At 67.5% G+C, this 17,745-nt stretch carries 20 protein-coding genes; 10 read left to right on the top strand and 10 right to left on the bottom strand.

What is annotated here, in order from left to right; translation table 11 throughout:
- The first annotated feature begins 56 nt into the window (after window positions 1-56).
- The 3 genes from deoA (at window position 57) to LO55_RS01965 (ending at window position 2,202) form a co-directional block, all read left to right on the top strand.
- Window positions 57-1,379 (top strand): thymidine phosphorylase, encoded by a 1,323-nt coding sequence (gene deoA / locus LO55_RS01975; RefSeq protein ID WP_071360240.1) that lies wholly within the window; start codon window positions 57-59, stop codon window positions 1,377-1,379.
- 14 nt (window positions 1,380-1,393) lie between these two features.
- Window positions 1,394-1,798: a cytidine deaminase gene (locus tag LO55_RS01970; RefSeq protein WP_005668376.1), complete on the top strand. Its 405-nt coding sequence runs from the start codon at window positions 1,394-1,396 to the stop codon at window positions 1,796-1,798.
- 77 nt (window positions 1,799-1,875) lie between these two features.
- Entirely contained in the window at window positions 1,876-2,202 is a 327-nt protein-coding gene (locus LO55_RS01965; RefSeq protein ID WP_071360239.1) for a hypothetical protein, read from the top strand.
- A gap of 48 nt (window positions 2,203-2,250) precedes the next feature.
- On the opposite strand, the gene LO55_RS01960 is transcribed toward LO55_RS01965, so the two are convergent.
- Window positions 2,251-2,787: a DUF2058 domain-containing protein gene (locus tag LO55_RS01960; RefSeq protein ID WP_071360238.1), complete on the bottom strand. Its 537-nt coding sequence runs from the start codon at window positions 2,785-2,787 to the stop codon at window positions 2,251-2,253.
- Window positions 2,788-2,875: 88 nt separating this feature from the next.
- The gene (locus LO55_RS01955; RefSeq protein WP_071360237.1) at window positions 2,876-3,283 is read right to left on the bottom strand and encodes a VOC family protein; all 408 of its coding nucleotides are present in this window, start codon (window positions 3,281-3,283) and stop codon (window positions 2,876-2,878) included.
- 117 nt (window positions 3,284-3,400) lie between these two features.
- Here LO55_RS01955 and LO55_RS01950 point away from each other — a divergent pair, with 117 nt between their 5' ends.
- Together LO55_RS01950 and LO55_RS01945 are read left to right on the top strand one after the other, a co-directional pair.
- Window positions 3,401-4,096 (top strand): DUF2076 domain-containing protein, encoded by a 696-nt coding sequence (locus tag LO55_RS01950; RefSeq protein WP_071360236.1) that lies wholly within the window; start codon window positions 3,401-3,403, stop codon window positions 4,094-4,096.
- Window positions 4,097-4,242: 146 nt separating this feature from the next.
- Window positions 4,243-4,686 (top strand): hypothetical protein, encoded by a 444-nt coding sequence (locus tag LO55_RS01945; RefSeq protein ID WP_143054434.1) that lies wholly within the window; start codon window positions 4,243-4,245, stop codon window positions 4,684-4,686.
- Here LO55_RS01945 and chrA read toward each other — a convergent pair.
- Window positions 4,681-5,889 (bottom strand): chromate efflux transporter, encoded by a 1,209-nt coding sequence (chrA, locus tag LO55_RS01940; protein WP_071360234.1) that lies wholly within the window; start codon window positions 5,887-5,889, stop codon window positions 4,681-4,683. The two genes, LO55_RS01945 and chrA, sit on opposite strands and share 6 nt — an antisense overlap.
- Before the next feature lie 87 nt (window positions 5,890-5,976).
- Between chrA and LO55_RS01935 the strand changes: the two genes are divergently transcribed.
- Window positions 5,977-6,519 carry a gamma carbonic anhydrase family protein gene (locus tag LO55_RS01935; protein WP_071360233.1) on the top strand — a complete coding sequence of 181 codons (543 nt, stop codon included), beginning with the start codon at window positions 5,977-5,979 and terminating at the stop codon, window positions 6,517-6,519.
- 7 nt (window positions 6,520-6,526) lie between these two features.
- Here LO55_RS01935 and LO55_RS01930 read toward each other — a convergent pair whose 3' ends face one another.
- The 5 genes from LO55_RS01930 to LO55_RS01910 form a co-directional block, all read right to left on the bottom strand.
- The gene (locus LO55_RS01930; RefSeq protein ID WP_071360232.1) at window positions 6,527-7,321 is read right to left on the bottom strand and encodes a LytR/AlgR family response regulator transcription factor; all 795 of its coding nucleotides are present in this window, start codon (window positions 7,319-7,321) and stop codon (window positions 6,527-6,529) included.
- The gene (locus LO55_RS01925; protein ID WP_005668384.1) at window positions 7,321-8,217 is read right to left on the bottom strand and encodes a sensor histidine kinase; all 897 of its coding nucleotides are present in this window, start codon (window positions 8,215-8,217) and stop codon (window positions 7,321-7,323) included. Before LO55_RS01925 ends, LO55_RS01930 begins: the two co-directional genes overlap by 1 nt.
- A 5-nt stretch (window positions 8,218-8,222) precedes the next feature.
- On the bottom strand, window positions 8,223-8,501 hold the full coding sequence (locus tag LO55_RS01920) for a hypothetical protein (RefSeq protein WP_005668385.1): 279 nt from the start codon (window positions 8,499-8,501) through the stop codon (window positions 8,223-8,225).
- A 159-nt stretch (window positions 8,502-8,660) separates the two neighbouring features.
- A complete protein-coding gene (locus tag LO55_RS01915) occupies window positions 8,661-9,299 on the bottom strand; it encodes a TonB family protein (RefSeq protein WP_083415111.1) in 639 nt (212 codons plus the stop codon).
- Window positions 9,299-9,862, bottom strand: a complete 564-nt coding sequence (locus LO55_RS01910) for a GNAT family N-acetyltransferase (protein ID WP_071360230.1) — start codon at window positions 9,860-9,862, stop codon at window positions 9,299-9,301. The genes LO55_RS01915 and LO55_RS01910 overlap by 1 nt, the downstream gene beginning before the upstream one ends.
- A gap of 211 nt (window positions 9,863-10,073) precedes the next feature.
- On the opposite strand from LO55_RS01910, the gene aptA reads away from it, so the two are divergent.
- From aptA to LO55_RS01890, 4 genes are all read left to right on the top strand, one after another.
- Window positions 10,074-11,390: an omega-aminotransferase AptA gene (gene aptA, locus LO55_RS01905; RefSeq protein WP_071360229.1), complete on the top strand. Its 1,317-nt coding sequence runs from the start codon at window positions 10,074-10,076 to the stop codon at window positions 11,388-11,390.
- A gap of 61 nt (window positions 11,391-11,451) precedes the next feature.
- Window positions 11,452-12,423 carry an FAD-dependent oxidoreductase gene (locus tag LO55_RS01900; RefSeq protein ID WP_071360228.1) on the top strand — a complete coding sequence of 324 codons (972 nt, stop codon included), beginning with the start codon at window positions 11,452-11,454 and terminating at the stop codon, window positions 12,421-12,423.
- 64 nt (window positions 12,424-12,487) lie between these two features.
- Window positions 12,488-13,954 (top strand): NCS1 family nucleobase:cation symporter-1, encoded by a 1,467-nt coding sequence (locus LO55_RS01895; RefSeq protein ID WP_071360227.1) that lies wholly within the window; start codon window positions 12,488-12,490, stop codon window positions 13,952-13,954.
- A gap of 30 nt (window positions 13,955-13,984) precedes the next feature.
- A complete protein-coding gene (locus LO55_RS01890) occupies window positions 13,985-15,034 on the top strand; it encodes a serine hydrolase domain-containing protein (RefSeq protein ID WP_071360226.1) in 1,050 nt (349 codons plus the stop codon).
- On the opposite strand, the gene LO55_RS01885 is transcribed toward LO55_RS01890, so the two are convergent.
- Window positions 14,997-16,772 carry an allantoate amidohydrolase gene (locus LO55_RS01885; protein ID WP_071360225.1) on the bottom strand — a complete coding sequence of 592 codons (1,776 nt, stop codon included), beginning with the start codon at window positions 16,770-16,772 and terminating at the stop codon, window positions 14,997-14,999. The genes LO55_RS01890 and LO55_RS01885 overlap by 38 nt on opposite strands.
- A gap of 12 nt (window positions 16,773-16,784) precedes the next feature.
- Complete coding sequence (locus LO55_RS01880) at window positions 16,785-17,723, bottom strand: LysR family transcriptional regulator (RefSeq protein ID WP_071360224.1); 939 nt, start codon at window positions 17,721-17,723, stop codon at window positions 16,785-16,787.
- Window positions 17,724-17,745 lie beyond the last annotated feature (22 nt).

The raw sequence follows: 17,745 nt of genomic DNA, 5'->3' as shown, positions 1-17,745 counted from the left end.
ACTGGAAACGTGGGCGGTTCGACCGCCCACGTTGCGTTTAACGTAAAGGTATCACTATGTTCCTCCCCCAAGAAATCGTCCGCAAGAAGCGCGACGGCGGCGTCCTCTCCGCCGAAGAGATCCAGTTCTTCGTGCGCGGCATCCCTGACGGCAGCGTCACCGAAGGCCAGATCGCGGCATTCGCCATGGCGGTCTATTTCAACGACATGACGATGGACGAACGCGTCGCCTTCACGCTGGCGATGCGCGACTCGGGCCAGGTCATGGAATGGAAATCGCTGGATTTGCCCGGCCCGGTGGTCGACAAGCACTCGACCGGCGGCGTCGGCGACGTGGTATCGCTGATGTTGGGACCGATGATCGCGGCCTGCGGCGGCTTCGTGCCGATGATCTCGGGGCGCGGCCTGGGCCACACCGGCGGCACGCTCGACAAATTCGATTCGATCCCGGGCTACAGCACCGTGCCGGAACCGGAAAAGTTCCGCCAGGTGGTGCAGGACGTAGGCGTGGCCATCATCGGCCAGACCGCCCAGCTGGCGCCGGCCGACAAGCGTTTCTACAGCATCCGCGACACCACGGCGACCGTGGAATCGGTGGCCATGATCACCGGCTCGATCCTGTCCAAGAAGCTGTCGGCGGGCCTGGATGCGCTGGTGATGGACGTGAAGGTCGGCAGCGGCGCCTTCATGCCGACCCCGGCCAAGTCGCTGGAACTGGCCGAATCGATCGTCAACGTCGGCAACGGCGCCGGCACCCGCACCTCGGCCATCCTGACCGGCATGAACGAATCGCTGTGCCATGCCGCCGGCAACGCCGTCGAAGTGCGCGTCGCGATCGACTACCTGAGCGGCAAGTCGCGCCCGGCGCGCCTGCACGAGGTGACGATGGCGCTGTGCGCCGAGATGCTCGTCATCTCCGGCCTGGCGTCGAGCGAGCAGGAAGCGCGCGCCAGGCTGCAGGCGGCCCTCGATTCGGGAGAAGCCGCCGAGCGTTTCGCGCGCATGGTCAGCGCCCTGGGCGGCCCGGCCGACCTGATGGACAAGCCCGATACGTACCTGGAAACGGCGCCGGTCATCGTGCCCGCGCCTGCGCTGCAGGCCGGCTACGCGAGCGCGGTCGACACCCGCGAGCTGGGCCTGGCCGTGGTGGCGCTCGGCGGTGGTCGCGTGCGTCCGCAGGATGCGATCGACTTCGCCGTCGGCCTGACCGGGCTCGTGGAACTGGGCGATGCGATCGTCGTCGGCCAGCCGCTGGCAATGGTGCATGCGCGCACCCAGGAAGCAGCCGAGCAGGCCATCCGCCAGGTGCAGGCCGCCTACCGCATCGCGCTTGACAAGCCGGCCGTCGAGCCGATGATCCACCGCACCGTTCGTCCCTGAGCTGAGGACCAAACATGAAATACGCGAAACTGATCGATGAAGCGCGCGCCGCGCGCGAGCTGGCCTATGCCCCGTACTCGAAGTTCAAGGTAGGCGCCGCGCTGGAGTGCAAGGATGGCCGTATCTTCCGCGGCTGTAACGTGGAAAACGCCGCCTACGGCCTGTGCAACTGCGCCGAGCGCACCGCCTTGTTCAGCGCCATCGCCAGCGGCTACCAGCCGGGCGATTTCGCGGCCCTGGCCGTGATCGGCCAGACCGAGGGCCCGATCGCGCCATGCGGCGCCTGCCGCCAGGTGATCCTGGAACTGGGCGGCAACGAACTGCCGGTGGTGCTGACCAACCTGGGCGGCGACGTATTCGAGACCACCGCGGCGGCGCAGTTGCCGAATGCCTTTGGCGGGCGTGACCTCGGCAATTAAACAGGCCTTGTGATCCGCGATTCGGTCACCACCATGATGACATCCTTATACGCTTTAACCTGGAATTGGAGGTAGTCATGAAGAAAGTCATCGTGCTGTTGAGTGGTGTGATCATCGCGGCGAGCGCCGCGGCCCAGGCGGACAAGACCAGTTCGAATACAACCCAGGCTGAACGGACGGGAACCGTCGATCGGCAGATTCCGGCCAATACCGACCGCGACAAGCGGGAGAATCCGGCCGCGGAAGGGCCGGAAAGCGCAAACATCGTCGACCCCGATTTCCAGGGCAGCAGCAAGCAGGAAACCACCGCATCCGGCATGGGGCAGCCGAAGAAGGAAGGCGAGCGGTCTTCGAAGAAGAGCGGTTCGGACGTGCAGGACGTGGAAAACAAGACGAAACAGTAATCGCTCGTCGTGACGGCCCCGATTGAACTTCATCGGGGCCGTTTTTGATTACCACATCAGGTCGTCCGGAATCTTGTAATCGGCGTAAGGATCGTCTTCTTCGACCTCCTGCGCCTTCTTCTTGATCTGCACCACGATCGAGGCATCGCGCTGGGCGATCTTTTCGCCGATCACGCGCGGCACCAGCTCGAAGCTGCCATTCATGTGAACGATCACCAGGCGTCCCGCCACCAGGTGCTCGACGATCTGCGACGTCACGTGGATGCGCTCGATCTTGGTGCCGAAGGTAAAGTTGTAGGGCACGTCGCCCTTGCCCTTCGACTGCTTGTTCTGCTGCACCAGCTGGGCGATCTGCGCCAGGATGGCTTTCTGGGTCGCCGCGGCGTCGCGCTGGGCGTTCAGTTCGCGCGCCCGTTCCGCGTTCTTGCGCTGCATCTCGAGCGCGGCTTCGCGCGATTCGTTGACCTTTTCCACGCCGGTGCGCAACACTTCCTTGTGTTGCTTGCTCTTGTCCTGGTTGACCTGCTTGACCTTCTTCTTGTCGACCAGGCCGGCTTTCAATAACTGCTCTTGCAGCGAGACCATGTTGTGCTTCCTTGAAATGATGAATGCCGCTCGCGGCGGAGCGGCGACCGGCCGTTAGCATAGCAAACTAGCGGTTCCCGGGCGAGCATCAGGCTTGCCAGGGGTCGTATGTGCCGACCTGCCACACGTGGCCTTCCGGATCGCGACAGGCAAAGGCGCGGCCCCCCTGGGGCACGTCGTCGATCTTCATGATGATCGACGCGCCACTCTCGACCACGCGCGAATACACGTCATCCGCGTTGTCGACATGGATCCAGATGGTCTGCGTCTGCAGGCCGCCGGATTTCTCTGGCGTCGTCAGCAATTGACCGTAAGAATCGTCCGCATGGCTGCCGAGCATGATCATGCCGTCGCCCAGGGTGAGCTCGGCATGGCTGATCTCTGCGTTCTTGCCTGGTATCACCAGGCGTTTTTCGAAACCAAAGTTTTTGCAGAGCCATTCCATGATGGCGGGCGCGTCGCGGTAGCGCAGGCAGGGGACGACGGTCGAGCTCATGGCAATCTCCTGTGAGGTGGCAGGCCTTCGATGGTAACGCAGCCCGGGTTGGCGCTTGAAATTTGAATAACTGATCCACAACATAAGGGATAGCCATTCTTCAAACAGGAGCCCATCATGAATCCGTCAGACGAAAAAACCTTGCAGGACTTCCTCGGCCAACTCGTCCAGGCCAGGGGCGTCACCAAGGACCCCGACGCCGATGCGCTGATCCAGCGCGCCGTGGCCCAGCAGCCGGACGCCGCCTACCTGCTGGTGCAGCGCGCGCTGCTGGTGGAGCAGGCGCTGGGCAATGCCAAGGCCCGTATCGCCGAGCTCGAAAACCAGGGCGCCAAGGGTGGAGGGGGATTCCTCGACGCGAACCAATGGGGCAACTCCGCGCGAAGCGCGCCATCGAATCCGGTCCCGGGCATTGGGCAAGGGACATACCAGCAGAACGGACCGACCGGCTCTGTTGCGCAGGCCCAGCCGGCGAGAAGCGGCGGCTTCCTGGGCGGCGCCGGCGGCAGCATGCTGGGCACGGTGGCGGCCACGGCGGCCGGCGTGGCTGCCGGCAGCTTCCTGTTCCACGGCATCGGCAACCTGCTGGGCAATGACGGGCAGGGCGCCTCGAACCACTTGTTGGCGGACAACGCGGCCGACGGTGGCGCGGCCGAGGCGGCCGGGGGCGGGGCGCTGGCGGACCAGGCCGGCATCGGCGCGATCGACGAACCGGGCGGCGGCGTCGACGACAGCGTGGCCGACAACAGCAGTGAAGATAGCCTGGGCGGCTTCTTCGACGGCGACGGTTCCGACGAAGGGCTGTTCGGCTGACGATACCCGGGATCGTCGCACGATCCTTGCAGGCGCAGATGACGGCACCTTGCCGGCTTTCGTGGAAGCGTCGCGGCGAAAGCGGCAGGATGGCCTTTCCGGTTGCGGCACGCCAGCCGCTTCCTTGCCGTCGAGGAGACCACCCCATGCGTCCGCTTCCCTGCATTGTCCTGTGTGCCTGCGCGTCCATGCTTGCCGGCTGTTCGTGCGAGGTCACCTATGCCGATGTCAGCCACCACGAGGAATTCAGGAAGGTCGTGGGCTCCCGGTACGAGATCATCGGCGAGGTCGACGCCTACGGCATCGGCCGGCACTCGGGCGCGCCGGCCGACTATCTCACCCTGATTCCGCGCCCAGGCATCGGCGGGTCCGAAGTCGTGTTCGAAGCCCCGGTGCCCAAGGGGGCAACGGTTACCGTGACCAAGGTGTTCCAGACCAACCGGATCGTGTTCGAATCGGGCATCACGCTCGAAGTCGAACTGCATGGCGCCGGGCTGCCCTTGCGTGGCCGGACGCTGATCGACCTGAATCGCGGCAGCGAGGGGCCGGGGCCGGCAGGTTTGAATCCGCAGATATACAAGAAGCTATGACGCGCCAACAGCCCCCAGCGCCACCAGCAGGATCACGACGATCCACGACGGCGCCTTCCACAGCGTCAGCAGCATGAAGCCGCCCAGCGCGATGCCGGCGTCGCGGATGTCGAACACGGCGGCGGTCCATACCGGGTGGTACAAGGCGGCGGCGAGGATGCCGACCACGGCCGCGTTCGCGCCCATCATGGCGTGGCGCGCGGCCGCGTGACGGCGCAAGCCGTCCCAGAACGGCAAGGTGCCATAGACGAGCAGCAGGCCGGGAAGGAAGAGCGCGAGCAGGGCGAGCGCGGCGCCCGTGGGCGCGCCCGCCGTCATGCCGGCCTGCGCGCCGAGGAAGGCGGCGAAGGCGAACAGCGGGCCGGGCAGCGCCTGCGCCAGTCCATACCCGGCCAGGAAGGTCTCGTTCGGGATCCAGCCGGTGGCCACCGTCTCGGCCTGCAATAATGGCAGCACCACGTGGCCGCCGCCAAAGACCAGCGCGCCGGAGCGGTAGAAGGCATCGAACAGCGCCAGCGGCCGATGCCCGGTCAGGCCGCACAATAGCGGAAGCGCGAGCAGCAGGACGCCGAACAGCGCGAGCGCCGCGATGCCGGCGCGGCGGCTGACCGGCATGGACAGTTCCGGGCCGGACTGCGCGACCGGTCCCCGGCACAGCCAGTACCCGGCGCCGGCGCCCGCGGCGATGGCGGCCAATTGCCCGGTCGGCCCATCGACGAGGACCACGATCGCGATGGCGCCGAGCGCGATCGCGATGCGCCGGCGGTCCGGCGTGAGCGTGCGCGCCATGCCCCATACCGCCTGGGCCACCACGGCCACCGCCACCAGCTTCAGGCCATGCACGAGGCCCGCCGCCCCTAAGCCGACAAGGCTCGCGGCGCCCAGCGCGAACGCGAACATCAGCAGCGCCGAAGGCAGCGTGAATCCGATCCAGGCCGCCAGGCCGCCGGCCAGGCCGCCGCCGCGCAGGACGCCGAGCGCGAAGCCGACCTGGCTCGACGCCGGCCCGGGCAGGAACTGGCACAGCGCCACCAGGTCGCCGTAGCGCGCATCGTCGAGCCACCGGCGGCGCAGGACGAACTCGTTGCGGTAGTAGCCCAGATGGGCGATCGGGCCGCCGAACGAGGTCAGGCCGAGCTTCAGGAAGGTCCAGAAGATGGACCAGATGGGCAAGGCGGCGGTAGCGGTGGCTTGGAGCGGCATGGCGTGGACCGTGGGCGGGACCGGCCCAGCATAGCAGTAAACATGCCCAAGTTAAAATGACGAATTCCTGTCACCTAATAGACCGTCATGCCGATCGCCCCCTACCTCGACGCCCTCCCGCAACTCGCCGACGGCGTTTATCTTCACGAATCGGCCCAGGTCATCGGCAACGTGCGCATCGGCGCCGATTCCTCGGTCTGGTGCAACGCCGTGCTGCGCGGCGACGTCAACGACATCGTCATCGGCAGCTGCACCAATATCCAGGACCTGACGATGGGCCATGTCGCCCACCGCACTCCCCACAAGCCGCAGGGCTCGCCCCTGGTCATTGGCGACTACGTCACGGTCGGCCACTCGGTCATCCTGCACGGCTGCCGCATCGGCAACGACTGCCTGGTCGGCATGGGCAGCATCGTGATGGACGACGCCGTGATCGAGAGCCTGGTGATGCTGGGCGCCGGCAGCCTGGTCACGCCGGGCAAGCGGCTCGAAAGCGGATTTTTATACATGGGCCGGCCGGCAGAGAAGGTGCGTCCGTTGACGGACGACGAAAAGGCCTGGCTGCGCTACTCGGCCGAGCACTACGTGCGGGTCAAGGACAACTACCTGAATACGCCGGCGCGGCTTTGACGTCGCTTTACATCTGCTGGAACAGCGCGCCGTGGTTGCGGCTCACTTCCAGTTCTTCCGGGTAGCCGCGCAGGCGCAGCATCTGGCGTCCGCGCAGGTCGCGCCGCACTTCCGCGATCGCATCCACGCGCACCAGGGTCGAGCGGTGGATGCGCCAGAACTCGTCCGGGTCCAGCTCTTCTTCCAGTTCCTTGAGCGTCTTGCGGATCAGGTGCTCGCCGGTGGCGGTCTGCACCCGCGTGTACTTGTCGTCCGACTGGAAGAACAGCACTTCGCGCGTGCTCACCATGCGCAGGCTGTTGCCGGCCTGGGCCTGGATCCAGCGCAGATAAGCAGGTCTGGCGGCGGCCGCGGCGGCGCCGTTCTGCATCAGCAGCTGGTCGCCCAGCTGCGCCAGGCGGGCCAGTTGCGCGCCGATGTCCTGCGGCGTGTGGTCGAGCCGGCGGCGCAGGCGCGCCACCGTGGTTTCCAGGCGCGCCAGGGTGACGGGCTTGAGCAGGTAGTCGATGGCGCCGTGCTCGAAGGCCTCGACCGCATACTGGTCGTAGGCGGTGGCGAACACGATGTGGCAGCGCTCGTACATCTGGCGCGCCGCGTCGATGCCGCCCATGCCCGGCATGCGGATGTCGAGGAAGGCGATGTCCGGCTTGTGTTCGCGCGCCAGCGCCACCGCTTCGGCGCCGTTGGCCGCCTCCGCCACGATGCGCAGCGCCGGCCACGCCTCGTGCAGGCGCGCGCGCAGCTGGTCGCGCATGGGCGCTTCGTCGTCGGCGATCAGGGCCGTCGGGTGCGTGGGCGCCATCAGCCGTCTTCCGTCATGCGATAGGGCAGGCGGATCGACACGCAGGCGCCGCCGCCGGGCAGGGCTTCGATCACGAGTTCGGCATCCTTGCCATACAACAGCGCCAGCCGCTCGCGGATATTGGCCAGCCCGACGCCGCTGCCGGCATGCAGGTTGAAGCCGACGCCGTCGTCGCACACGTCGACGCACAGGGTGGCGCCTTCGACCCGCGCGCGCACCGTGATCGTGCCGCCGGCGACCTTCGGCTCCAGGCCGTGCTTGATCGCGTTCTCGATCAGCGTCTGCAGCATCATCGGCGGGAATGGCGAGCTGCCGAGGAAGTCGGGCACCTCGAAGCGCACCGCCAGCCTTTCCTTCATGCGCGCCTGCATGATCGACAGGTAGGCGCGCGACAATTCGACCTGCTTGCCCAGGGTTCCGCCGGCGCCCTTGGCGGCGCGCATCTGCGGCAGCGAGGCGCGCAGGTATTCGATCAGGTAGCCGTGCACGCGCGCCGCTTCCTTCGGGTCGGTCTCGATCAGCTGGCCGATCAGGGCCAGGGTGTTGAACAGGAAGTGCGGCTCGACCTGGGCCTGGAGCGTGGCCATCTGCGCCTCGGTCAGGCGCCGCTCGAGATTGGCGACGTCGGCCTTGGTCGAAGCGTCGCGCGCCAGCAGCTCGGCGCGGCGCTTGCCGCCGGCCAGCACCTTGACCCCGAACGAGATCAGGATGAACCAGATCGCCGGCTCCGTCAGCTTGACGAACATGCCGGTCACGAACACCAGGAACCAGACCAGGTACAGCTGGCGCCACTCGATCAGCGCCAGCCAGTCGAAGAAGCGCCACCACAGCACGCCCGCTTCGCGGAAAGCGTCGCGGACGAAGTCGAGTGCGCGGTTGATCTGGGTGGCGGCCATCGGTGTTATTCTCCGGTGTAGTGCTTGATGCGGCGCGGTTCGCGGCCGAAGATGGCGATGGCGAGGAATTTCAGCAGCAGCAGGCCGACAAACAGCGCCAGCACGATCGGCACGATGGTGATCAGGGCCGCCAGCACGATCGCGATCACCAGCAGCACCGGCCACGGCATGCGGCGCAGCGAACGGGCGCTGGACTTCGCCAGGCGCCAGGTAGTGCGGCCGGCCACTTCCATATTGCGCAGGATCGATTGGAAGCGACTGGTGGGCGTATGAATGGTTTTCATGCGTGCAAGTCCTTTCTAACAAAGATGACCCTACTGTAGGGATGCACCCATGTTACGCCAAGAGCGATCCGATAAACGGTGCGATTACGGCGACGGACGGTCGTGAGGGCGGATGAACGGGGGCGCTTTCGACCCCGTCAATACGCTGCATGACGCGCTTTATTGCTCGATCAGCTTGAGCGCCTCTTGCCGCATCACGTCGAGCATGCCGGCCTCGGGCGTGCGCGCGCAGGCGGCCACCGTGGCGTTCAGGATCGGTTCCAGGGCCGGGAAGGACTGGCGCGCCGCGCCTTCGCGGTGCAGGCTGTAGATCAGCGTGCCGACGCTTTCATAAGTCACCGGCAATTCGCGCAGGCTGCGTTCCGGGAAGGTGGCGGCCTGCCAGGCGGCGTCGACATTGAAGTCGGCGCAGCTCTTGGTGGCGATGGTGGCGCTGTGGTCTTTCTTGAACTTGAAGGTCACCAGGCCGGTGCGGTGCGCGCCGCTGGCGGGGATGTCCAGCCGCCTGGCCATGGCCAGCGCCAGCGCGTCGAGTTCGGCCGAGCGCGAGGAATCGCGCACCGCCACCACCCCTTTGCGGCCCTTGTCGTCGAGGGCCAGTTCGACCGTCACATTGCCCTGCACGCCGCGCCGCGCGAGCGCCGCCGGATAGCCGGCGTCGCTCGCATAGATCGTGATCTCGCGCCAGGTCGGCACGGTGGCCTGGGCCGCGGCCGATTGCGGCGCCATGGCCAGCAGGGACAGCGCCAGGCTCGAACATGCCGCCAGGGCCTTCATCGTGGGAGTGCGCCTTGCCATCAGTGCGCCGTCCTGTCGTTCCAGTAGTCGCGCAGCAGGCCGTAGAAGACGGTGTCGGCATACTCGCCGTGCACCAGCCAGCGCTGCGGCATGAAGCCCTCCTTGCGAAAGCCCAGTTTTTCCAGCACGCGGCCGGAGGCTTCGTTGCGCGGGTCGATGTCGGCCTCGACCCGGTTCAGGCCGACCTCGCGGAAGCCATGGTCCAGCGCCGCCTGCAGCGCTTCGAAGGCATAGCCCTTGCCCCAGTGCGCGCTGCCCAGCGCGTAGCCGAGTTCGCAGCGATTGTTCTGGTTGAAGAAGTGGTGCAGGCCCACGGTGCCGATCAGCTCGCGGTTCGACGCCAGTTCGATCGCGAAGCGCAGCTCGGTCTCGTCGCGGTAGGCCTCGAGTGCGCGGGCGATCGCGGCTTCGGCGAAGGAGATGTCGGTCCACTGCTCGGCGCTCCAGTAGCGCACCACGGCCGGGTCGGAGAAGACGGTGTACAGGGCCGGGGCGTCGCTCGCGGCCAGCGGGCGCAGCACCAGGCGTTCGGTGGTCAGGACAGGGGTGATATAAGTCGACATGGTTCGCATTGCCAGTGTGATAAGCGCTAGCATACCACTGCCGTGACGCCTGTAGACATGACTACGCACCACGATTATTTCTTCTCGCTAACACGATGCGTCGTGCATGGTTTTGCGATGGCGCATGCCTGATGCCGCGTGCCTGTTGCCAGACTCGCCATTCTTGTTCAAACTTAAATGCTTCAGGGCGCCATCGAACGAGGAGCGCAATATGTACGAATCCAGGCCTGCCGCGATGTCATCTTTCTGGATGCCATTCACCAATAACCGCGACTTCAAGCGCGATCCGCGCCTGCTGGTCTCCGCCAAGGGGATGTATTACCGTGACGTCGATGGCCGCGAGCTGCTCGACGGCGCCGCCGGCCTGTGGTGCGTGCCCTGCGGCCACGGCCAGCCGAAGATCGCCGAAGCCATCGCCGCCATGGCCGGCCAGCTCGACTACGCGCCCACTTTCCAGATGGGCCATCCTGCCGCCTTCGAACTGGCCGAACGCCTGATGGAGTTCAGCGGCCATCGCTTCGGCCACGTGTTCTATACCGGGTCGGGATCGGAAGCGGTCGACACCGCGCTCAAGATCGCGCTGGCCTACCACCGCGCGCGCGGGGAGGGCGGACGCACGCGCCTGATCGGCCGCGAGCGCGGCTACCATGGCGTGGGCTTCGGCGGCATCTCGGTGGGCGGCATCGGCGCCAACCGCAAGCATTTCGGGCCCCTGCTGCCGGGCGTCGACCACCTGCGCCACACGCATGACCTGGAGCGCAACGCCTACGCACGCGGCGAACCCGAACACGGCGTCGAACTGGCCGGCGACCTCGAACGGCTGGTGGCGCTGCACGACCCGTCGACCATCGCGGCGGTGATCGTGGAGCCGGTATCCGGCTCGACCGGCGTCCTGATTCCTCCCAAGGGCTACCTCAAGCGCCTGCGCGAGCTGTGCGACCGCCACGGCATCCTCCTGATCTTCGACGAAGTCATCACCGGCTTCGGACGCCTGACGACGCCGTTCGCCGGCGACTGGTTCGGCGTCGAGCCCGACCTGATGGCCACGGCCAAGGGCATCACCAACGGCGCGGTGCCGATGGGCGCGGTGTTCAGCAAATCCTTCATCCACGACGCCTTCATGGAGGGGCCGGCCGGGATCGAGCTGTTCCACGGGTACACCTATTCCGGCCACCCGCTGGCCTGCGCCGCCGCGCTGGCCACGCTGGACGTGTTCCGCGAACAGGCGGTGCTGGAGAACGCGGCGCGCATGCAGCCGTATTTCGAGGAAGCGCTGCAATCGCTGCGCGGCCTGCCGCACGTGATCGACCTGCGCTCGATCGGCATCATCGCCGGCATCGAGCTGGCGCCGATCGCGGGCCAGCCCGGCGCGCGCGGCTATGCGGCGCTCAAGCAGGCCTTCGCCGACGGCCTGCTCATCCGCATCACGGGCGACATCATCGCGCTGTCGCCCCCGCTGGTGCTGGAAAAACAACACGTCGACGAACTGTTCGGCAAGCTGGCCGGGGTCTTGACGCGACTGGCCTGATACCAGGCTGACACCAAGAAAGAGGGCGCGCCACGCCCCGCATGAAAGGAAAGAGAGACTGATGACCGCCACCACCGACGCCCCGGACCTCGCATCCGACGAGCATTCCCTCCTGGCCGGCGAGCCGGCGCCGCCGACCGGGAAGCAGGTCGCCGTGGTCGGCGCCGGCATGGCCGGCATGGCCTGCGCCATCCGGCTGGCGCTGCTCGGCAACGGCGTCGTGCTGTACGAGGCGCGCTCGCGCGAGCGCGAGACCATGGCGGCAAGCGCATCCGACCAGGCGCTGTTCGCGCGTCTGGTGGCGCAGGGCCGCATCCGCTGCGAATATGGCCGCAAGCTGGGCGTCGATCTCGAGCTGGCCGACCTGCACCTGTGGCACGACGCGATCTTCATCGGCGTCGGCCTGGCGTCCAGCCGCGTGCTGGCGCTGTCCGGCAGCGATCCGGCGGGCCTGGTCGACGCCGGCCGCCGGCTGGCCGCCGTGTATGCGCTGGACGACCTGCTGGCGCTGCCGGTGCCGCAACGCGCGATCGTGATCGGCGCCAGCCGCGGCGCGGTCGGCATGGCGGCGCGCCTCAAGCAATTGGGCGCCCAGGACGTCACCCTGGCGCTGCGCCACGCCCTGGCGCCCGACGGCCGCGAAGAAGAGGTCGCGCGCGCCTGCTTCGTGCGGGTGCGCGGCTGGGTTGCGCCGCTCGAGGTGCTGCGCGACGAACGCGGCGCGGTCGAGTCAGTGCGCTTCGAGCAGACCCGCCTGCTGGGCGACCGGGTGGTCGACACCGGCGGCTTCACCGAGATCGCCGCCCACGCCGTGTTCAAGGCGGTGGGCCGCGCGGCCGGGGCCGAGCTCGACCCGTCCGTGCGCCAGCAGTCGCGCGAGGGCGACCGCATCCAGGTCGACGGGTGCTTCCGCACCGCGCTGCCGGGCATCTATGCCGGCGGCGACTGCGTGGCCCCGCTCCTGGAATCGATGCAGGCGCGCCGCCATGGCCTGCAGGCGGCGCAGGCGATCCATGCCGACCTGCAGGCCTGAGGTTTTCGCGTCGTATTGACGTTTGCGTTACACTCGCGCGCATCGATTTCAACCGACGTGCACCGTGACTCATTCGACCTCGACAAGCAACGACCTCTGGAACGACGACCTCGCTCCAACCACCGCAGCGCAGCGCACCTGGCGCTGGTACCACTTCGCCGCCCTGTGGGTGGGCATGGTGATGTGCATCCCCGCCTACACGCTGTCGGCCAGCCTGGTGGAGGCGGGCATGTCGGGCTGGCAGGCGGTGCTCACCGTATTCCTGGCCAACGCCATCGTGCTGGTGCCGATGCTGCTGATCGGCCATGCCGGCGCCAAGTACGGCATTCCCTACGCAGTGCTGGCCCGCACCTCGTTCGGCACCCGGGGCGCCAGGCTGCCGGCGCTGATGCGCGCCATCGTCGCTTGCGGCTGGTACGGCATCCAGACCTGGTTCGGCGGCAGCATGATCTATACCTTGCTGGGCGTGATGAACGGCGCTCCGATCGGCGGCGAGCCGCTCGCCTGGCTCGGCATCAACCTGGCGCAGCTGGCCTGTTTCCTCGCGTTCTGGGCGATCCAGCTGTACTTCGTGGTGCACGGCATGGAATCGATCCGCCAGCTCGAGACCTGGACCGCGCCCTTGAAGATCGCGATCTGCTTCGTGCTCTTGTGGTGGGTGCACCGGCAGGTCGGGGCCGACGGTTTCGGCCCGCTGCTCGAGCAGCGTTCGCAGTTCGTGCCCGGCGGGCCGAAAGAAGGGCAGTTCTGGTCCACCTTCTGGCCGTCGCTGACCGCCATGATCGGCTTCTGGGCGACCCTCGCGCTGAACATCCCCGACTTCACCCGCTTCGCCAAGTCGCAGCGCGACCAGGTGGTCGGACAGACCGTCGGCCTGCCGCTGCCCATGGGCCTGCTGGCGGCGCTGGCGGTGATTGTCACCTCGGCCACCGTGGTCCTGTACGGCAAGGCGCTGTGGGACCCGGTCGACCTGGCCAGCCGCATGACCGGCATCGCGGTGCTGGTGGCCCTGATCGTGCTGCTGGTCGATACGGTCAGCGTGAACCTGGCGGCCAACCTGGTCGGCCCGGCCTACGATTTCTCGGCGCTGGCGCCGCGCCGCATCAGCTATCGGACCGGCGGCTACATCACCGCCGGGCTGGCGCTGCTCATGATGCCGTGGAAGATCCTGGAGTCGACCCAGAACTACATCATGACCTGGCTGGTCGGCTACTCGGCCTTGCTGGGACCGATCGCCGGCGTGCTGGTGGTCGACTACTACCTGGTGCGCAAGACCGTGCTGGAGGTCGACCAGCTGTACCGCCACGAAGGCATCTACGGCTATGGCAATGGCTGGAACAAGGCGGCGCTGGCCGCCTTCGCGCTGGGCGTGCTGCCCAACATCCCGGGCTTCCTGAACGCCGCCTTCCCGGCCAGCTTCCCCGACGTCGGCGAGGCCTTCAAGACGATCTATACGTATGCGTGGTTCGTCGGCGTCGCGATCGCGGCCGTGGTCTACGGTCTCATGATGAAGGGGCGGGGCGCGCACTAGATTGCCGGTTTCCATGACGAGGAGGAATGCATGCGCAAGTATCTTCGATGTGCGATTGCCGGGGCCTGCGCCCTGGCGGCGGGCGGCGCCGGCGCGGCGAGCTTCGATGCCGTGACGGGCGAGATCAAGGCCGGCAACTTCAAGCAGATCACGAGCGTGCTGGTGGCGCGCCACGGCAAGGTGCTCTACGAACAGTACTTCGACGGCGAAGGGGCGCAAGGGCTGCGCAACACGCGTTCGGTGACCAAGACCGTGGGCGGCATGCTGGTCGGGGCGGCCGTCGAGCGCAAGCTGCTCACGATCGATGCGCCGGTCATGCCCTTCTTCAAGGACAAGATGCCGGTCGCGCACCCCGATCCGCGCAAGGAGCGCATCACGGTCGAAGACCTGCTCACCATGAGTTCCATCGTCGAGTGCGACGATTTCAACGAGTTCTCGCGCGGGCACGAGGAGCGCATGTACCTGATCGAGGACTGGAGCCGCTTCTACCTCGACCTGCCGGTGCGCGGCTTTCCCGAATGGACGCCGCCGCCCGACAAGCAGCCGTATGGCCGCGCCTTCAGCTACTGCACCGCGGGCACCGCCCTGATCGCGCCGCTGTTGGAGCGCGCGACCGGACGCAGCGTGCAGGACTTCGCCGACGAGGTGTTATTCAAGCCGCTGGGCATCGAGCCGGTCAAGTGGCAGCTGCAGCCGTCGGGGGCGGCGATGACCGGCGGTAGCCTGAGCCTGCGCAGCCGCGACCTGTGGAAGCTGGGCCAGCTCTACCTGGACGGCGGCAAGTGGGCCGGCAAGCAGGTGCTGCCGCAAGCCTGGGTCGAGCGCTCGATCAAGCCGCATGCCCAGGTGCGCGAGGGCGTCGACTACGGCTACCTGTGGTGGCTGCAGCCGTTCACTGTGGGCGACAGGAAGGTGGGCACCTATGCGATGTCTGGCCTGGGCGGCAACAAGGTCTACGTGCTGCCGGAGTGGGATGCGGTGGTGGTCATCACCACCACCAACTTCCGCGTGCCGGGGCCGCATCCGCTGACGGAGAAGCTGCTCACGACGCTGATCCTGCCGGCGCTGCCGCCGGAGTGAAGTTGCGCAGGAAGTCGAGCATCACCGCGCCGGCGACTTCGGCATCGTCGGCGCTCATGGTCTCGAGCGGATTGTGGCTGATGCCGCCGTTGCCGCAGCGGACGAACAGCATCGCGACCTCGGTCAGCCGGGCCATGCGCATCGCGTCGTGACCGGCGCCGGAGGGTAATGCAAAGGACGGCAGGCCGGCGCGTTCGACCGCGGCCCCCAGCTGCGCCATCAGCCGCGGCGCGCACGGCGCCGCATCGATCTCGAGCAGCTTGTACAGTTTTTCCTGGATGCCGCGCCGCGCGCAGATGGCGCTGATGCCAGCCAATATCTCATCCACCGCCGCCAGCCGGGTTGCGTCGTCGGCGGCGCGGATGTCGAGCGACAGGCGGCAGGCGCCGGGCACCACGTTGACCGAGCCGGCCGGCACTTCCAGCTGGCCGACCGTGCCCACCAGGGAGGCCGGGCCGTTGCAGCGGCGTTCCACCAGCAGCACGATCTCGGCAGCGGCCGCCGCCGCATCGCGCCGCATGCCCATCGGCGTGGTGCCGGCGTGGCTGGCCACGCCCTTCAGTTCGACCAGGTAGCGCGAGCTGCCCGCGATCGCGCTCACCACGCCCAATGGCAGGCCGCGCTCGAGCAGCACCGGACCCTGCTCGATATGCACCTCGACGAAGCCGAGCACCCCCGCGGGATCGCGCGCGATGGCGGGAATGGCGGCCACGTCGTGGCCGGCGGCGGCCAGCGCCTCGCGCATCGGAACGCCGTCGGTGTCGCGCGCATCGAGCAGGGCCGGATCGAAGCCGCCGGCCACCGCGCTGCTGCCGAGGAAGGTGCTGCGATAGCGCACGCCTTCTTCTTCGGCGAAGGCGATCACTTCGAGGTCATAGGGCAAGCGCTCGCCGCGTTCATGCAGCCGGCCGACCAGGGCGATGGGCAGCAGGATGCCGAGCCGGCCGTCGTACTTGCCGCCGTTGCGCACGGTGTCATAGTGCGAGCCGGTGGTCAAGGTCGGCGCGCCCGGCCGCGCGGCGGCGTAGCGGCCGACCACGTTGCCGACGGCGTCGACGTGGACCGCCATGCCGGCGTCGCGCATCCAGCCGGCGATGGCGGCGGCGGTGCGCTGGTGGGCCGGCGTCATGTAGGCGCAGGTCAGGTCGGCGTCGCTGTCGCTGATGGCGCCGAGGGTCTCGCACCAGTCCATCACGGTGACGCCGATCGCGGGTTCGATGCCGAGCAGGGCATTGAGCCGGATCTCGGCGATGCGGTGCACCTGGCGCAGCGCTTCGCGCAGCTCGTCGCCAGGGGCGTTGTCGAGGCGGCGCACGAAGGTGTCGATGATGCTTTGCCGCGCCAGGCCGCGTCCGGTCGGACCTTTCACGGCCAGGATGAAGGGAAAGCCGAAACGCTCGTTGTACTGGGCGTTGAGCGCGTGCAGCCGGGCGTATTCGTCGGGTGTGCAGCGGTCCAGCCCTGAACTGGCCTGTTCGCCAGTGGACTCGGCCGTCAGCTCGCCGGCGATGGCGGCCTTGCCGGCCAGCTCCGGGTGGGCGCGCAGCAGGGACAGCTGCTGCGCATCGCTCGCGCCGTCGACCGCCGCCTGCAAGGCCAGCTTGAGCGCCGCCAGGGTGGCAAAGGGGCGGGCCGACGCGGCGCGCTGCGCGATCCAGGGTGAATGCTCGTAGATGCCATGCAGCGCCTTGGTGAAAGCGTCGGCGTCGAGTTGGTTCAGCTCCTGGATCGTCGGCATGTCTGCTCCTGGCTATTCTTGATTGAGGGCCCGCGCCGCGCTGCTTACCTGGTCGCGCAGCCATTTATGTTCGGTGGACTGGTGCACGCGCTGGTGCCACAGCTGGTAGAAGCGCATCGGCGGAAACTTGAGCGGCACCGTGAAGCTTTTCAGCGGCAGCGCCTTTTCGAAGGCGCGGATGAACTGGCGGCCGGTGGTCAGCACCAGGTCGCTCTGGGTCAGCATATACGGAATCACGCCGAAATAGGGCGACTCGACCGCCACCCGGCGCTGCAGGCCATGGCGCTCGAGGTATGCGTCGATCACGCCGTGGTAGCCCGGCAGCATCTGGGTCGGGGCCACGTGGGGCAGGTCGAGGTAATCCTCGAGCGTCATCGCGTCGGGCGCCGTGCGCCTGGCGTAGGGGCTGTCGGCGCGCATGGTGCAGATGATCGGATCTTCAAACAGCTTGGACATGTGCAGGTGGGCGGGCGGTTCGTCCCAGTTGGCGATGACCAGGTCCATGTCGCCGTCGGACAGCATGCGCAGGTAGTCCAGGCCGGGGCCGAGGGCGTGGATGACCACTTTGCTGCCGGGCGAGCCGCGCCGCAGCAGCGCCACCACGTTCGGCAGGAAGCGCGCGTCGAGATAGTCGGGGGCGGCGATGTGGAAGGTGCGTGTCGCCTGCTCGGGCACGAACGGCGCCTTGCGCACGAACAGGCTCTCGGCTTCGTCGAGGATGCGCTTGGCCGGTTTCAGCAGGCTCTCGCCGTGCTGGGTCGGCACCATGCCGCGCGCGCCGCGCACCAGCAGCGGGTCGCCGGTCAGCTCGCGGAGTTTACGCAGCGAAGCCGAGATCGAGGGCTGCGGCTGGTTCAGCTTGAGCGCCACCCGCGAGACGTTCTTCTCCACCAGCAGCAGGTAGAGGATGCGGATCAGGTGCAGGTCGAGGTTGCGGGGCAGGCTGGACATCGCAAGGGCGGAACGTATATCA

The sequence above is a fragment of the Massilia timonae genome, from assembly GCF_001866515.1.
Lineage (GTDB): Bacteria > Pseudomonadota > Gammaproteobacteria > Burkholderiales > Burkholderiaceae_D > Telluria > Telluria timonae.
The sequence above is the reverse complement of the archived record's forward strand: the minus strand, read 5'-3'. Positions and strand labels throughout refer to the sequence as shown.

Coding starts and splice junctions, on each gene's coding strand:
- deoA (WP_071360240.1), top strand. CDS start 57: ATGTTCCTCCCCCAAGAAATCGTCCGCAAGAAGCGCGACGGCGGCGTC.
- LO55_RS01970 (WP_005668376.1), top strand. CDS start 1,394: ATGAAATACGCGAAACTGATCGATGAAGCGCGCGCCGCGCGCGAGCTG.
- LO55_RS01965 (WP_071360239.1), top strand. CDS start 1,876: ATGAAGAAAGTCATCGTGCTGTTGAGTGGTGTGATCATCGCGGCGAGC.
- LO55_RS01960 (WP_071360238.1), bottom strand. CDS start 2,787: ATGGTCTCGCTGCAAGAGCAGTTATTGAAAGCCGGCCTGGTCGACAAG.
- LO55_RS01955 (WP_071360237.1), bottom strand. CDS start 3,283: ATGAGCTCGACCGTCGTCCCCTGCCTGCGCTACCGCGACGCGCCCGCC.
- LO55_RS01950 (WP_071360236.1), top strand. CDS start 3,401: ATGAATCCGTCAGACGAAAAAACCTTGCAGGACTTCCTCGGCCAACTC.
- LO55_RS01945 (WP_143054434.1), top strand. CDS start 4,243: ATGCGTCCGCTTCCCTGCATTGTCCTGTGTGCCTGCGCGTCCATGCTT.
- chrA (WP_071360234.1), bottom strand. CDS start 5,889: ATGCCGCTCCAAGCCACCGCTACCGCCGCCTTGCCCATCTGGTCCATC.
- LO55_RS01935 (WP_071360233.1), top strand. CDS start 5,977: ATGCCGATCGCCCCCTACCTCGACGCCCTCCCGCAACTCGCCGACGGC.
- LO55_RS01930 (WP_071360232.1), bottom strand. CDS start 7,321: ATGGCGCCCACGCACCCGACGGCCCTGATCGCCGACGACGAAGCGCCC.
- LO55_RS01925 (WP_005668384.1), bottom strand. CDS start 8,217: ATGGCCGCCACCCAGATCAACCGCGCACTCGACTTCGTCCGCGACGCT.
- LO55_RS01920 (WP_005668385.1), bottom strand. CDS start 8,501: ATGAAAACCATTCATACGCCCACCAGTCGCTTCCAATCGATCCTGCGC.
- LO55_RS01915 (WP_083415111.1), bottom strand. CDS start 9,299: ATGGCAAGGCGCACTCCCACGATGAAGGCCCTGGCGGCATGTTCGAGC.
- LO55_RS01910 (WP_071360230.1), bottom strand. CDS start 9,862: ATGTCGACTTATATCACCCCTGTCCTGACCACCGAACGCCTGGTGCTG.
- aptA (WP_071360229.1), top strand. CDS start 10,074: ATGTACGAATCCAGGCCTGCCGCGATGTCATCTTTCTGGATGCCATTC.
- LO55_RS01900 (WP_071360228.1), top strand. CDS start 11,452: ATGACCGCCACCACCGACGCCCCGGACCTCGCATCCGACGAGCATTCC.
- LO55_RS01890 (WP_071360226.1), top strand. CDS start 13,985: ATGCGCAAGTATCTTCGATGTGCGATTGCCGGGGCCTGCGCCCTGGCG.
- LO55_RS01885 (WP_071360225.1), bottom strand. CDS start 16,772: ATGCCGACGATCCAGGAGCTGAACCAACTCGACGCCGACGCTTTCACC.
- LO55_RS01880 (WP_071360224.1), bottom strand. CDS start 17,723: ATGTCCAGCCTGCCCCGCAACCTCGACCTGCACCTGATCCGCATCCTC.